This is a genomic window from Pseudotabrizicola sediminis (assembly GCF_004745575.1).
Lineage (GTDB): Bacteria > Pseudomonadota > Alphaproteobacteria > Rhodobacterales > Rhodobacteraceae > Pseudotabrizicola > Pseudotabrizicola sediminis.
On the sequence record NZ_RPEM01000002.1, the window covers coordinates 128178 to 142317 of the forward strand.

Annotated in this window: 14 protein-coding genes; 11 read left to right on the forward strand and 3 right to left on the reverse strand. The window is 63.8% G+C overall.

Features of this window, described 5'->3' with window-relative positions:
- Positions 1-8: 8 nt before the first annotated feature.
- On the reverse strand, positions 9-1067 hold the full coding sequence (locus EEB11_RS03300; RefSeq protein ID WP_135428995.1) for an ABC transporter ATP-binding protein: 1059 nt from the start codon (positions 1065-1067) through the stop codon (positions 9-11).
- A 16-nt stretch (positions 1068-1083) separates the two neighbouring features.
- Entirely contained in the window at positions 1084-1869 is a 786-nt protein-coding gene (locus EEB11_RS03305; RefSeq protein ID WP_135428996.1) for an IclR family transcriptional regulator, read from the reverse strand.
- A gap of 93 nt (positions 1870-1962) precedes the next feature.
- Between EEB11_RS03305 and EEB11_RS03310 the strand changes: the two genes are divergently transcribed.
- The 9 genes from EEB11_RS03310 (at position 1963) to EEB11_RS03350 (ending at position 12158) form a co-directional block, all read left to right on the forward strand.
- Positions 1963-3198: an ABC transporter substrate-binding protein gene (locus EEB11_RS03310; protein WP_135428997.1), complete on the forward strand. Its 1236-nt coding sequence runs from the start codon at positions 1963-1965 to the stop codon at positions 3196-3198.
- Positions 3199-3277: 79 nt separating this feature from the next.
- Positions 3278-4165, forward strand: coding sequence for a carbohydrate ABC transporter permease (locus EEB11_RS03315; RefSeq protein WP_135428998.1), 888 nt, complete (start codon positions 3278-3280; stop codon positions 4163-4165).
- Between the two features lie 3 nt (positions 4166-4168).
- Complete coding sequence (locus tag EEB11_RS03320) at positions 4169-5014, forward strand: carbohydrate ABC transporter permease (RefSeq protein ID WP_135428999.1); 846 nt, start codon at positions 4169-4171, stop codon at positions 5012-5014.
- On the forward strand, positions 5011-7080 hold the full coding sequence (locus tag EEB11_RS03325; protein WP_245298756.1) for an alpha-galactosidase: 2070 nt from the start codon (positions 5011-5013) through the stop codon (positions 7078-7080). Before EEB11_RS03320 ends, EEB11_RS03325 begins: the two co-directional genes overlap by 4 nt.
- Complete coding sequence (locus tag EEB11_RS03330) at positions 7077-7976, forward strand: 2-dehydro-3-deoxygalactonokinase (protein ID WP_210134371.1); 900 nt, start codon at positions 7077-7079, stop codon at positions 7974-7976. Before EEB11_RS03325 ends, EEB11_RS03330 begins: the two co-directional genes overlap by 4 nt.
- Positions 7973-8581, forward strand: a complete 609-nt coding sequence (locus EEB11_RS03335) for a 2-dehydro-3-deoxy-6-phosphogalactonate aldolase (protein ID WP_135429001.1) — start codon at positions 7973-7975, stop codon at positions 8579-8581. Before EEB11_RS03330 ends, EEB11_RS03335 begins: the two co-directional genes overlap by 4 nt.
- The gene (locus tag EEB11_RS03340; RefSeq protein WP_135429002.1) at positions 8578-9408 is read left to right on the forward strand and encodes an SMP-30/gluconolactonase/LRE family protein; all 831 of its coding nucleotides are present in this window, start codon (positions 8578-8580) and stop codon (positions 9406-9408) included. Before EEB11_RS03335 ends, EEB11_RS03340 begins: the two co-directional genes overlap by 4 nt.
- A 22-nt stretch (positions 9409-9430) precedes the next feature.
- Entirely contained in the window at positions 9431-11332 is a 1902-nt protein-coding gene (locus EEB11_RS03345; RefSeq protein WP_135429003.1) for a beta-galactosidase, read from the forward strand.
- Positions 11333-11393: 61 nt separating this feature from the next.
- Entirely contained in the window at positions 11394-12158 is a 765-nt protein-coding gene (locus EEB11_RS03350) for a TSUP family transporter (RefSeq protein ID WP_135429004.1), read from the forward strand.
- A 133-nt stretch (positions 12159-12291) separates the two neighbouring features.
- Here the strand turns inward: EEB11_RS03350 and EEB11_RS03355 are convergent, their stop codons facing one another.
- Positions 12292-12855, reverse strand: coding sequence for a bifunctional transcriptional activator/DNA repair enzyme AdaA (locus tag EEB11_RS03355; protein WP_135429005.1), 564 nt, complete (start codon positions 12853-12855; stop codon positions 12292-12294).
- A 121-nt stretch (positions 12856-12976) separates the two neighbouring features.
- Here EEB11_RS03355 and EEB11_RS03360 point away from each other — a divergent pair, with 121 nt between their 5' ends.
- Together EEB11_RS03360 and EEB11_RS03365 are read left to right on the forward strand one after the other, a co-directional pair.
- A complete protein-coding gene (locus tag EEB11_RS03360; protein WP_135429006.1) occupies positions 12977-13654 on the forward strand; it encodes a DMT family transporter in 678 nt (225 codons plus the stop codon).
- A gap of 11 nt (positions 13655-13665) precedes the next feature.
- Complete coding sequence (locus tag EEB11_RS03365) at positions 13666-14031, forward strand: hypothetical protein (RefSeq protein ID WP_135429007.1); 366 nt, start codon at positions 13666-13668, stop codon at positions 14029-14031.
- The last annotated feature ends 109 nt before the right edge of the window (positions 14032-14140 follow it).

Here is a 14140-nt window from a genome sequence, read left to right on the forward strand (position 1 = left end):
CCCCCGCTTTAGCGCAGGCGCAACTCGGATTTTGCGTCAAACGCCATGAGATGCGCCGGATCGAAGCTGACCCCCACCCTGTCGCCCAGCTGCAGCCGTGGCACTTCGCGCGACTCGATCACCAGCTTCTCGCCGGTCTGAGCGCTGAGATGCAGATAGCTGACACCTCCCAGCGCCTCTTTCATCTCAACCCGGTGGGTTGCGCCCTCGGCCAACATCAGGTGCTGGGGACGCAGGCCAAGGATGACAACGTCTCCCAGTGCGGGAAGGCGCATTGAAACGGGGGTGTGTCCGGTCAGGCCGGGGGCGGTCACGGTGCCGGGGCCATCGACGGTGGCGGCGACAAAGTTCATAGCAGGGCTGCCGATGAAGCCCGCCACGAATTTGTTGTCGGGGTCGTCATACAAATCCAGTGGTGCGCCAACCTGTTCCACCCGTCCTGCGCGCAGCACCACGATCTTGTCGGCCAGCGTCATCGCCTCAACCTGATCATGGGTGACGTAGATCATCGTGGCCCCGATTTCACGGTGCAGGCGGGCAATCTCGACGCGCATTTCCACCCGCAACTCGGCATCCAGGTTCGACAACGGTTCGTCGAACAGAAACACCTCGGGCCCGCGCACGATGGCGCGGCCGATCGCGACCCGCTGGCGTTGACCACCCGACAGAGCCTTTGGCTTGCGGGTCAGGTAATCATCCAGCTTCAGGATGCGGCTGGCCTCGGCTACCTTGCGGTCGATCTCGGGCTTCGGGTGGCCGGTCATCTTGAGCCCGAAACCCATGTTTTCCGCCACCGTCATGTGCGGGTACAAGGCATAGGTCTGGAACACCATGGCCACGCCCCGCTCTGCCGGGTCTGCATGGGTGACATCGCGGTTGCCGATGCGGATGCTGCCCCCGGAGGTGTCTTCCAGCCCGGCCACCATGCGCAGCAAGGTGGATTTGCCGCAGCCTGAGGGGCCCACAAAGACGCAGAATTCGCCATCCCCGACGTGCAGGTCGACCCCGTGAATCACCTGTGCATCGCCGTATTTCTTGACCACCCGGGCCAGTGTCACACCTGTCATTCTTGTCCCCTACCCTTCAACCCTGTTCCGGAAAGCGCCAGCTTTCCGCCGCGGACGCGATCTGCGCCGCGCATGCCTTGATCCGGTCTGCCTCTGCCTCCAGCGCGGCCAGCGAACTGCGCGCCGTGGTTGATGTCACCGACAGTGCCCCCAGCACCCGACCGTTGCGCGCCAGAATCGGTGCGGCGCAGCAGATGATGCCCGGCTCGTGTTCTTCGCGGTCAAAAGCGTGGCCCCGGACGCGAATCGCCGCCAGTTCGGCGCGCAGCTTTTCGGGCGTATCCAGTGTCTGGTGGCCGAATCGGTGGAACGATTGGCGCGCAATGGCGGAGTCGACCTCCGCCTCGGACATGAAGGCGAGCATCGCCTTGCCGACCCCAGTGCAATAGGCCGGGCCGACCTTGCCGGCCTGTGAAAACATCTCGACCGGCCTGGCTGCATTGCGTTTGTCGACGTAAAGCACCTGGCCCTGATCCATCTGCGCCAGGTGCACCGTTTCCCCGGTCAGGGTGGCCAGATCACTGATAAACGGGCGGGCAATCGGCGCAAGCGAGCTTTGCGCCCATGCCGCATGGGCCAACCGCACCAGCCGCACGCCCAAGGCATAGGTGCCCAGATCCGCATCGTAGGCCAGCATTCCTTGATTCGTCAGGGTCTGCAGAAAACGGTAGAGCGTGGCCTTGGGATAGGGCGAGCGGTCCAGCAGATCGGAAAAGCGCACGGGGCGGCCATGGCCTGCCACCATGTCCAGCACATCCAGCGCCTTGCCGACAGTTCCGTCTGAATGTCCGTCGCTTCCCATATGCGCCTCCCAGTTGACAGCTTTATCAATAGCGGACATAGTTTTCAATATTCAAGACTAAGTTTCAAATAATGGAACCAAAGGGAGGAAACCATGGTCCATCTTGCAAGGGGCGCTCTGGCCCTGACAGCGGCGTTGCTGTTGTCCACCGCGGCGTCGGCGCAGCAGCGTGTGCTGACCTTTACCACCGACAACAATGATCCGGCCCCGAAGGCGGCATGGGAACAGCTGGTCGCCGATTTCGAAGCCGAGAACCCGGATGTCGACGTTCAGATGAACATCATGGACCGCGAGGCTTACAAGACCGCCATCCGCAACTTCCTGACCAGCGATCCGCCGGATGTGGCCAACTGGTATCCGGCAAACCGGATGCAGCCGTTCGTCGATGCCGGGCTGTTCCTGGATATCTCGGATGTCTATGCCGACAATGACCTGAACACGCAGTTGGCCTCGACCCTGCCAATCGTCACGCAGGACGACAAGCAGTGGATGGTGCCCTACACCTATTACCAGTGGGGCATGTATTTCAACCGCACCGCCTATGAGCAGGTCGACGCTGCTGTTCCCGCCACATGGGAAGAGTTTCTGGCCAATTGCGAGAAGTTCAAGGCCGCAGGCATCGACTGCCTGACCACCGGGTCCAGCCAGCTGTGGCCGATTGCGGGGATCTTCGACTATCTGAACCTGCGCACCAACGGCTATGAATTCCACAAGGCGCTGACCAATGGCGAAGTGCCGTGGACCGATGACCGCGTTCGCGCGACATTTGCCGAATGGGCGAAAGTTCTGCCCTATACCACCGCCAACCACGCCGCCATTGACTGGCAAGATGCGGTGCCGCTGATCGTGCAGGGCAAGGCGGCGAACTATGTGATGGGCAACTTCGCCGTCGCAGCCTTCAAGGAAGGCGGCATGACCGACGAGACGCTGGGCTTCCTGCCGTTCCCGACGATCAACCCGGACGTGCCGCGCGCCGAAGAGGCACCGACCGACGCCGTGTTCATCCCTGCAGGGGCCAAGAACGTGGATGATGCCAAGAAGTTCATGGCCTTTGTCGCCCGCGCTGATGTGCAGACCAAGCTGAACACGGCGCTTGGCCAATTGCCGGTGAACGCCGGGGCGACCGTGGGCGACGATCCGTTCCTGCAGGCCGGGTTCGAAATGCTGTCGACCACGCCGGGGGGCATTGCCCAGTTCTTTGACCGCGACGCGCCTGCCGAAATGGCCAAAGTCGGGATGGAAGGCTTCCAGGAATTCATGGTTCGTCCTGAAAACCTTGATGCGATCCTCGACCGTCTCGAGAAGGCCCGCGCGCGCATCTACAAATGACCGCGTCCACCGTCTGATATTCCCGTACCCCGGCATTGGCTTGCCGGGGTACATCCACCCCTGAAGACAAGAGCGCGACATGTCCGCATATTGGAAAACCAACCAGCGCAGGCTTGCGCCCTGGCTGTTTCTGGCCCCCGGGCTGTTCATGTTCATGCTCTACGTCATCATCCCGATCTTTCAGTCGGTCTTTGTCAGCTTTCAGGATTGGGACGGGCTGGGTGAGGCGCGCTGGATCGGGGTCGACAACTATGTCGAGCTGATGGATGACGACGCCTTTTACACATCGCTCAAGAACAACGTGATCTGGCTGGCGCTGTATATGCTGGCGGTGCCTGCGGGCTTGCTGATCGCGATTTTCCTGAACCAGACCATTGCGGGCATGCGGCTTTACAAGTCGTTGTTCTTCTTTCCCTTCGTGATTTCGCAAGTCGTGGTGGGCCTGATGTTTTCGTGGTTCTATGCCCCCAATTTCGGTCTGTTCTACAACCTGCTGGAATGGCTGACCGGGACCGGCACCGCCGTTCTGGCCGACGACCGCTTTGTCACCTATGGCATCATCGTGGCCGGGCTTTGGCCGCAGATTGCCTATGTGATGATCCTGTACCTGACCGGCCTGAACAACGTGGCTCCCGATCAGGTGGAGGCGGCGCGGCTGGACGGGGCCAAGGGCTGGCGGATGCTGTGGTACGTGATCCTGCCGCAACTGCGCCCGGCGACCTTCATCGCGGTGGTGGTCACGGTGATCGGCGCGCTGCGCAGCTTTGATCTGGTGTCGATCATGACCAACGGCGGCCCCTATGGCACGTCGCGGGTACTGTCCTTTTATATGTATGAACAGGCGCTCAGCGAATACGGCTACCGCATGGGCTACGGCGCCGCGATTGCGGTGGTGCTGTTTGCCATCATGATGATTTTCATCTCGGGCTTCATCTGGAAGATGTGGCGCGACGAGACGGAGCGCTAAGCCATGTTTCCCCGCCCGATCACGCAACTGTCGGCCCCGTCGCAGACCCTGTATAAAATCGCCGTTCCGGTGGCGCTGTTCCTGTGGCTGCTGCCGCTTCTGGGGGTGGCGCTGACCTCGGTCCGTCCGGCGTCGGATCTGGCGCAGGGTAATTACTTTGGCCTGCCGTCGGCCTTGGCGTTCGAGAATTATGCGACCGTGTTCCGGAACACGCCGATGCTGCAATACATGCTCAATTCGTTCTGGGTCACGATCCCTACAGTGATCGGGGCGATCACGCTGTCTTGCATGACCGGCTTTGCCTTGGCGATCTACCGCTTTCCGTCGAACCTGATCGTGTTTTTCATGTTCGTGGCGGGCAATTTCGTGCCGTTCCAGATCCTGATGGTGCCGGTGCGCGATCTGACGCTCAGCCTTGGAATGTACAACACCTGGTATGGGCTGGCGCTGTTTCACATCGCGTTCCAGACCGGGTTTTGCACGCTGTTCATGCGCAATTTCATCAAGGCGCTGCCGTTCGAGCTGATCGAGGCCGCGCGGGTCGAAGGCGTGGCCGAGTGGCGGATCTTCTGGTTCATCGTGATCCCGCTGATGCGCCCCGCCATCGCCGCGTTGTCGGTGTTGGTGTTCACCTTCATCTGGAATGACTTCTTCTGGGCCACGGTTCTGACCAACAGTGCGGCCACGCAGCCGGTGACGGCGGGGCTGTCGTCGCTGAACGGGCAATGGATCGCGCAGTGGCATCTGGTGTCGGCGGGGTCCATCCTCGCGGCGCTGCCGCCGGTGGTGATGTTCTTCATGATGCAGAAGCACTTTATTGCGGGTCTCACACTGGGAGCGGTGAAGTGAGGCAGTGGCGGATGGACGCGGGCGGCCAGACGCTCGCGCTGACCTCGGACGGCGGTTTGCCTGCGGTGGTGTATTGGGGTGCGCGGTTGCCCGAGGGCGAGGACCTGGCGCAGCTTGTGGCAGCCGCGCGGCAGGATCTGACCGGCGGCATGATCGACCAACTGCCTGCGCTGACGCTGACGCCCGAAGCTGGCCGCGCCTTTCCCGGCCAGCCGGGTCTGATGGTGGCAGAGGCCGATGGAACGCCGTTCCAACCGCAGTTCACATTTGATCGGGCAGAGCAATCCGGCACGCAGCTATCGCTGATCTCCTGCGCTGAGGGGCTAACGCTGACCCACCACCTCACCGCACACACCACCGGCGTGTTCACCCTGCAAACGGTGCTGGAGGCGGACCGCGACATCCGCCTGCACTGGCTGGCCGCGCCCGTGCTGCCCGCGTCACAGTTGGCCGATCACATGGTGGATGTTCATGGCCGCTGGGTGCGCGAGTTCCACCTGAACCGCGTGTCGTGGACCCCCGGCATCCGCCTGCGCGAGTCGCGGACTGGCCGGTCGGGGCAGGAGCATCCGCCCTATCTGATCCTGCCCGAAGCCGGTTGCACCAATACCCAAGGAACCGCCTTTGCCCTGCACTACGCATGGTCGGGCGGGCACCGGATGGTGGCCGAGGAATTGCCCGACGGCCGCCGTCAGGTGCAGTTCGGTGCTCCCGTGGGCGCACAGACCAAGCCCAGTCGCAGGTTCGCGTCGGCCGAGTTGGTGGCGATCTGGTCCGGCACCGGGCTGAACGGCATCGCCACCGCGTTTCAGCACGACATCCGCGACCGCGTGATCACATGGCCCAACCCGGCCCGCCCGCGCCCGGTGCATTATAATTGCTGGGAGGCGATCTATTTCGATCATTCGCTGGCCGACCTGTCGGACATTGCCGATCACGCCGCCGCCTTGGGCGCGGAGCGGTTCGTGCTGGATGATGGCTGGTTCGGGCGGCGCGATGACGACACATCCTCGCTGGGCGATTGGGGCATCGACCGGCGCAAATGGCCGGATGGTTTGCAGCCCTTGATTGCGCATGTGCAGTCACTTGGCATGACTTTCGGCCTGTGGTTCGAACCGGAAATGGTGAACCCCGATTCCGACCTGTACCGCGCGCATCCCGATTGGGTGCTTGGCCCGGCGGATCAGGTGACAGGGCGCAACCAGTTGGTGCTGGATCTGTCCCGGGCAGAGGTGCGCGATTATCTGTTCAAAGCGGTCTCGGCGATCCTGTCTGCGCATGACATTGACTATATCAAGTGGGATCACAACCGCCTGCTGCCGGTGGTGGATGTGGCGCAGACCCATGGTGCCTACGACCTGTTCGACCGGTTGCGCGCCGCGCATCCGGGGGTGGAGATCGAAAGCTGCGCAAGCGGTGGCGGGCGGATTGATGGGGGGATTCTGGCGCGCACGCACCGCGTCTGGCTGTCTGATTGTATCGACGCCCATGAACGGTTGCGGATGCAGCACGACGCGGCGCTGTTCCTGCCGTCCTGTGTCACCGGCAGCCATGTCGGCGCGTTGCACAGCCATACCACGGGCCGCGCCTTGCCGATGGCGTTTCGGGCGTGGGTGGCGGCGCAACGGCATTTCGGTTTTGAAATGGACCCGCGCAAGATTTCCGATGCTGATGCGGCGATTCTGCGCGATGTGACTGCGTGGTACAAGGCCAACCGCGACTGGATGGTGGCGGGCACCATCCTGCGTCTGGACAGTGCCGACCCCACGGTAACCGCCGAGATGCAGCTCGCTGAGGGCGGCGCGCGCTTTGTGGTCTTTGCCGGGCAGAACGCCCAGACTGTGCAGACCCTGCCGCGCCCCTTGCGGCTGACCGGGCTTGACCCTGCGGCCCGCTACCGTATCAGCCTGCGCAACGGGGCGGACAGGCCGCCGCAATCGCGGGGGCCGAATGCCCTGAAAGACGGGCCGCTGACCCTGACCGGGCGGGCGCTGATGGCGCAGGGCATTCTGCTGCCCGTCGCATGGCCTGCAACGATGTGGGTGGTAGAGGGAGAACGGCTGTGACGCCAGACTGGATCGCGGTTGACTGGGGGACCTCCAACCTGCGGGTCTGGGCGATGGGGCCGGATGGCATCCTCGCGCAGGCGATGTCAGATGATGGCATGGGGCGGCTGAGCCCGGACCGGTTCGAGCCGGCGCTGCTGGCCTTGATCGCGCCCTGGCTTGGCACCGGGGTGAAGCCGGTGATCGCCTGCGGCATGGTCGGTAGCCGTCAGGGCTGGCACGAGGCACCTTACCGCGCCGTGCCCTGCGCCCCGCTGGACCGGGCGGGGCTTGTGCGGGTTCCGGTAAAGGATGCGCGCGTTGCGGTCTACATCGCGCCCGGGCTGAAACAGACCCGGCCCGCCGATGTGATGCGCGGTGAGGAAACGCAGATCGCCGGGGCCTTGGCCCTGCACCCTGCCTTTGACGGCGTGATGTGCTTGCCCGGCACCCATTCCAAATGGGCGCATATCAGCGCGGGTGAGGTGGTCAGCTTTCAGACCTATCTGACGGGCGAGATGTTTGCCCTGCTGTCGGAGCATTCGGTCCTGCGGCACGGGATGGCGGGCAAGGGCTGGGACGATGCGGCCTTTGATACCGGCCTGTCCGACGCGCTGTCGCGCCCCGACCGCATCGGCGCGCAACTGTTCACGCTGCGGGCCGAAGGGCTGATCGCGGATCTGCCCTCGGATCAGGCCCGCGCGCGGCTGTCGGGCCTGCTTATCGGCGTCGAACTTGCTGCTGCCAAACCCTATTGGCTGGGTCAGCCTGTCACCCTGATCGGGGCCGAAGCGCTGTGCCGCAGCTATGCCCGCGCGCTGTCGGCCCAAGGGGTCACGGCGCGCATACTGCCCGCCACCGAATGCACTCTGGCGGGTCTTGCCAGCCTTGCCCGGACCTTGGAGACACACCCATGACCCACCGCAACCTGATTGCCATCCTGCGCGGCATCACCTCGCCCGATGCCGTGGCGGTGGCCGAGGCGCTGATCGCAGCTGGTATCACGCGGATCGAGGTGCCGCTGAACTCACCCGATCCGCTGGTGTCTATCGCCGCCATGGCGCAGGCATGCGCGGGCCGGGCGCAGATCGGTGCGGGCACGGTGCTGACGGTGGCCGATGTGGCGGCGGTGCAGGCGGCCGGTGGCACGCTGATCGTGTCGCCCAACTGCGACCCCGAGGTCATTGCCGCCACCAAGGCGCGCAGCATGGATTCGTGGCCCGGCGTCATGACGCCATCGGAATGCTTTGCCGCTCTGAAGGCAGGGGCGGACGGGCTGAAGATTTTCCCCGCCTCGCTGATCGGTCCCGAAGGGGTCAAGGCGATGCGGGCTGTGCTCCCGCGCGCCACACCGGTCTATGCCGTCGGCGGGGCAGGGCCGGACAATTTTGCCGAATGGATCAAGGCTGGTGCGAATGGCTTTGGCATCGGCACCGCGATCTATACCCCCGGCCTTTCGGTGGCCGAGGTCACCGCGCGCGCGCAGGCCATTGTCAAAGCCTACGATGAGGCCACAGCATGACTGTTTTCGACGCCACCAACTGCATCCTTGGCGAAGGTCCCTTGTGGCACCCGGAGCGCGGCGAACTCCTATGGTTCGACATTGTCGGAAAACGCCTGCATTCCGCCAGCCGCCAGTGGGACTTTCGTGAAATGGTCAGCGCCGCAGGCTGGGTCAGCCGAGACGATCTGCTGATCGCGTCAGAGTCGCGGCTGTTCCGGTTCAATATGGAAACCGGGGCTGAGGAAACGCTTTGCACGCTGGAGGCGGACAATGCCGCCACGAGGTCCAACGATGGCCGCGCCGACCCGATGGGCGGCTTCTGGATCGGCACCATGGCCAAGGTCGAGGCCAAGGGCGCAGGCGCGTTCTACCGCTACTACAAGGGCGATCTGCGCAAACTGTGGGGTGGCATCACCGTGCCCAATGCCCAGTGCTTCGCGCCCGACGGTCGCACTGTCTATTTCAGCGACACCCCCACGCATCAGGTGATGCGTGTGGCGCTGGATGCCGATGGCTGGCCCGCTGCGGAACCGCAGGTCGCTTTGGATTTCACTGATCAGGGCTGGTATCCCGATGGGGCGGTCACCGATGTGGCGGGCAATCTGTGGATCGCGTTCTGGGGGCGTGGCTGTGTCGAGGGCTATACGCCCGCCGGGGAAAAGCTGGCCAGCTTTGATTTCCCTTGCCCGCAGACCACCTGCCCGGCGTTTGGCGGGGCTGGGTTCAGCCAGCTCTATTGCACCTCTGCCGCGCGCGATCTGACCGATGGCAACACCGCCAACGGACAGACCTTCATGACCGACACCCCGGTCAAGGGCCGCGCCGAGGCGCGCGTCCTACTCTGACCTCCACTCACGGACCATCCGCATGAAACGTACCCTTGGCGTCTGTTATTACCCTGAACACTGGCCCGAACCGCAATGGGAGGAGGACGCCGCCCGGATGGCGGCCCTTGGCCTCACGTGGGTGCGGATCGGGGAATTCGCCTGGGCCCGGATGGAGCCGGTGCCGGGCCACTATGACTGGGGCTGGCTTGACCGCGCGATTGGCACGCTGGGGCGGCATGGCTTGCAGGTGGTGCTGGGCACCCCCACCGCCACGCCGCCGCGCTGGATGATCGACCGCCACCCCGACATGCTGGCGGTGGACGCGCAAGGCCGGGTGCGTGGCTTTGGGTCGCGCCGGCACTACGATTTCTCGCATCGGGGCTATCGGGGCGAGTGCGCCCGGATCGTGCAGGCGATGGCCGAGCGCTATGGCCGCAACCCGCATGTCGCGGCCTGGCAGACCGACAATGAATACGCCTGCCATGACACTGTGCTGTCCTATTCGCCCGCCGCGCTGAATGCGTTCCGCGACTGGTGCGCGCAGAAATATCAGTCCACCGATGCGCTGAACCGGGCATGGGGCAATGTGTTCTGGTCAATGGATTACGACCGTTTCGACGACATCGGCCTGCCCAACCTGACGGTGACCGAGGCGAACCCCGCGCATGTGATGGCCTTCCGCCGCTTTGCCAGCTATGAGGTGGTAAGCTTCAACCGGGTTCAGACCGAAATCATCCGGCGGTTTTCCGACGCGCCGATTGCCCACAACTACATGGGCCGGATCACTGACTTCGACCATTTCGACGTGGGGGCCGATCTGGATATCGCGTCTTGGGACAGCTACCCGCTGGGGTTTCTGATTGACAGGTCGGAAGCGACACCCGAGCATAAAGTCCGCTTTGTGCGGCAGGGCGACCCTGATCTGCAAGCGCTGCACCACGACCTTTATCGCGCGGTCGGGCGGGGCCGCTGGTGGATCATGGAACAGCAGCCTGGCCCGGTGAACTGGGCCCCCTACAACCCCGATCCGCTGCCCGGGATGGCGCGGCTTTGGGCGTGGGAGGCATTTGCCCACGGGGCCGAGGCGGTGTGCTATTTCCGCTGGCGTCAGGCCCCGTTCGCGCAGGAAACCATGCATGCCGGGCTGCTGCGGCCCGATTCGGTTGCCGCCCCCGCGCATGACGAGGCGATGCAGGTCGCGCGCGAACTGGCTGCGATGCCGGATCAGGGCACGGCAAAGGCCGATGTCGGGCTGGTGTTTGACTATGCCTCGGCCTGGGCGTGGCAAACCCAGCCGCAGGGACGGGACTTCGACTATTTCCGGCTGGTGTTCCACATCTACAAGGGGCTGCGCCGTCTGGGGCTGAACGTGGACATCTTGCCGCCCGATACGGCGGTTCTGTCGGCTTACCCGCTGGTGCTGGCCCCCGGAGTGGCGACGCTGTCGGAGCCCTTCCTTGCGGCTTTGGCCGCACATCAGGGCCAGAGCATCATCGGCCCGCGCAGCAATGCCAAGACAGCGGAGTTCGCCACGCCGGTGCCCCTACCGCCGAACCTGCCGGGGCTGGACGCCACCGTGATGCGTGTGGAAAGCCTGCCACCGGATGTGCCGGTGCCTTTGGCTGGTGGTGGCAACCTGCTGCACTGGCGTGAGAAGGTGGACACCTCGGGTCAGGTTCTGGAAATGTCGGAAGACGGTTTCCCGGCGCTGATGGCTTCGGGTGGGCTGCATTATCTGGCGGGCTGGCCGGACGAGATGGCGCTGGATCGGATGCTGACCGCCGCTTGTCAGCGCGCCGGGGTGCAGGTGGAACTGCTGCCCGAAGGGCTGCGGCGGCGTGACAGTGATACGCACCGGTTCTGGTTCAACTACAACTCGGTGGCGGTGGACTGGGCAGGGGTAACGATCCCGCCTGCGGGTGTGCACTGGGTCGCGCTTTAGCGCCCCTTTACTTCGATGGAGCACCGGATCAGAACGGCCCCGCAATCCTTGTGGGGCCAAAATGTTTGAAGTGACTGCTGATCTTGTGGCCCTGCTGGTGCTGGCCGCCTTTGTCGCAGGCTTTGTCGATGCCATCGCCGGTGGCGGCGGACTTATCACGGTGCCCGCGCTGTTGCTGGCAGGTGCCAACCCGGTGGAGGCGCTGGCGACCAACAAGCTGCAGGGCAGCTTCGGCTCAGGTACGGCGATGATCAGCTATGCCCGTGCCGGGCATGTGCGGCTGCGCGATCAGGCAGGAATGGCGCTGGTTGCCTTGCTTGCAGGGGCGGGCGGCGCGTTGGTGGCGCATCTGATCCCGGCCGAGGTGCTGCGGGTGATCATGCCGGTGGTGCTGGTGGCGGTCGCGCTGTTCTTTGCCATCAAGCCCGGGCTGACCGATCTGGACCGGGTGCAGCGGATGGGGCCGGGGGTGTTCACCTTTACCGCCGTGCCACTGATTGCCGCCTATGACGGATTTTTCGGGCCGGGAACGGGCAGCTTTTTCATGATCGGGTTCATCCTGCTGGCGGGCTATGGGGTGCTGAAGGCGACGGCCCATACCAAGCTTTTGAACTTCGCCTCCAACCTGGGGTCGCTGGCAGTGTTCGTGTTTTCGGGGGCGACCTGGTGGGCGGTGGGGCTGGTGATGGCCCTGGCCCAGACGGCGGGCGCCCTGTTGGGGGCGCGGCTGGCGATGCGGGTGGGGGCGCGGCTGATCAAGCCCTTGTTGGTGACCACATCCACCCTGATGGCGGCCCGGCTGCTGTGGCAGGTCTGGGGTGTGTAAAGCAGTGCGGCAAGTTATTAATGTAATTTAATTTTATAGGTTAGAAAATAAACTTAAGAGATTTTAAAATTCTGACCACAGCCTCTGACGGACGCAGCCTGACCGGCAGGCGTATTTGAGCAGCGTGAAGTGCTCATTGCGGTTTTTGCCGCCGCAACGTGGATGGTCCGCGACCGTAGAGCTTTTGAAAGGCCGCGTTGAAGCTTCGGACACTGCCAAAACCAGCGTGAAACGCGATTTCGGTCACGGGCAGGGTGGTCTCGTCCAGCAAGCGCTTTGCGCGGGCTATGCGCACTGTCTGGGCGGTCTGGACCGGCGAAGCACCGATATGCTGCAGGAACAGTCGTGACAGATGCCGGCTGCCGATGCCAAGACGCTGCGCAAGAGCATCGACCGAACCCCGGTCCAATGCGCCGTCCCCGATCATCTTCAAGGCGCGTTCCACCGTGGTTTTCGTGCCCTGCCACGCTGGGCAGAAAGGTGCTGTTTCAGGGCGGCAGCGCAGACAGGGGCGATATCCCGCGCGCTCGGCTGCAGCGGCGGTCGGATAGTAGCTGACATTCTTGGTCAGCGGATGCTTTACCGGGCAGACCGGGCGGCAATAGATGCCGGTCGTCTTCACTGCCGTAAAGAACACGCCGTCAAAACCCGGGTCGCGCCGCAGCCGTGCCTCATTGCATGTGTCAAAATCAAGCATGACACAAGCCTATGGCGACCATGCGGACTTGGCGAGGTGCCAAAGATGATGATGTCCGAAACCTGCCAGACAGCCAGCGTCCGGGCGCATACTCAGGCACAACGTAGAACGGAGTCTGTTGATGCGTATGTCCTGCCGGGATTGGGGCCTGTTGCTCCTGCTGTCTTTCCTTTGGGGCGGAGCCTTCTTTTTCGGCGCTGTTGCGGTAAAGGAGTTGCCCCCGTTGACGGTTGTGCTGCTGCGGACCGGGCTTGCTGCGATGGCGCTGGCAATTGTGCTTCGTGTCGGAGGCGAAGGCTCGCCGTTCAGGGGCGCCACCATCCCGTCCTTTCTGATCATGGGCCTGCTGAACAATCTGCTGCCGTTCAGCCTGCTGTTCTGGGCGCAGACCGTGATTCCCAGTGGTCTGGCGTCGATCCTGAACGCAACCACGCCGATCTTTGCGATTATTGCCGCGCATTTCCTGCTGTCAGACGAGAGGGGCGCCGTGAACAAGATCATCGGGATTGTCTTCGGCTTTCTGGGTGTTGTTGTGCTGCTGGGCGGCGGTCTTCTGGATGGAAAGGGGTTCGCGGTGGCCGGGATGCTTGCCTGCCTTGGCGCGGCTTTGTCCTATGGGCTTGCGGGCACCTATGGTCGCAGGTTCAGGTCATCGGGGCTGTCCTCTGTTCAGGTGGCGCTTGGGCAGCTGACGGCGACAACGTTGATGATGATCAACAATGCGAAAGGTTTCGGTTCGCCGGAAACGCGCGGGGGGCCGCCGTTCACGCCGCCGATTGCCACGCCACCCGGCGCATGAGATAAGACGGCATGCCGATTGCGCGCATCAGAGCTGTGACCCGCCGGGCGTTTCTTGCCTGGTTTGTGGTGTTGGCGATGGTCTGTGTGTGGACGGGTGCGCCGCAGGCACCGCTGATGCTGCCGCAGGTTGTAGCGCAGGCAGGGTTGAGCCTGACGCCTGCCCCCGATCTGGCTGCAACGCAGATCAAGCCAAGTCTTGTTCAGCGCGCCACCGATGAACGCTTTGCCACCGACCCGGATGCGGCGCTAGGTCTGCCACCGGCGGGCACGCCAGGCGTGCCGCCGTTGGGGGCGCATGCCGCGCTTGCCGCAGGAACCATGGTGCTGGCGCGCGGGCATGCGCGGCCAGAACCCCGCGCGCCGCCGGTTGTCTGACACGGCTGTGCAGTGCCTAACGGCGGGGTTCAGCCCCGCGTGCCGGCGTATTCTCTGAATTTTCTATGTCTGACCCCGCTTTGCGCTGGCCCTTGGCGCGCAAGGTGCT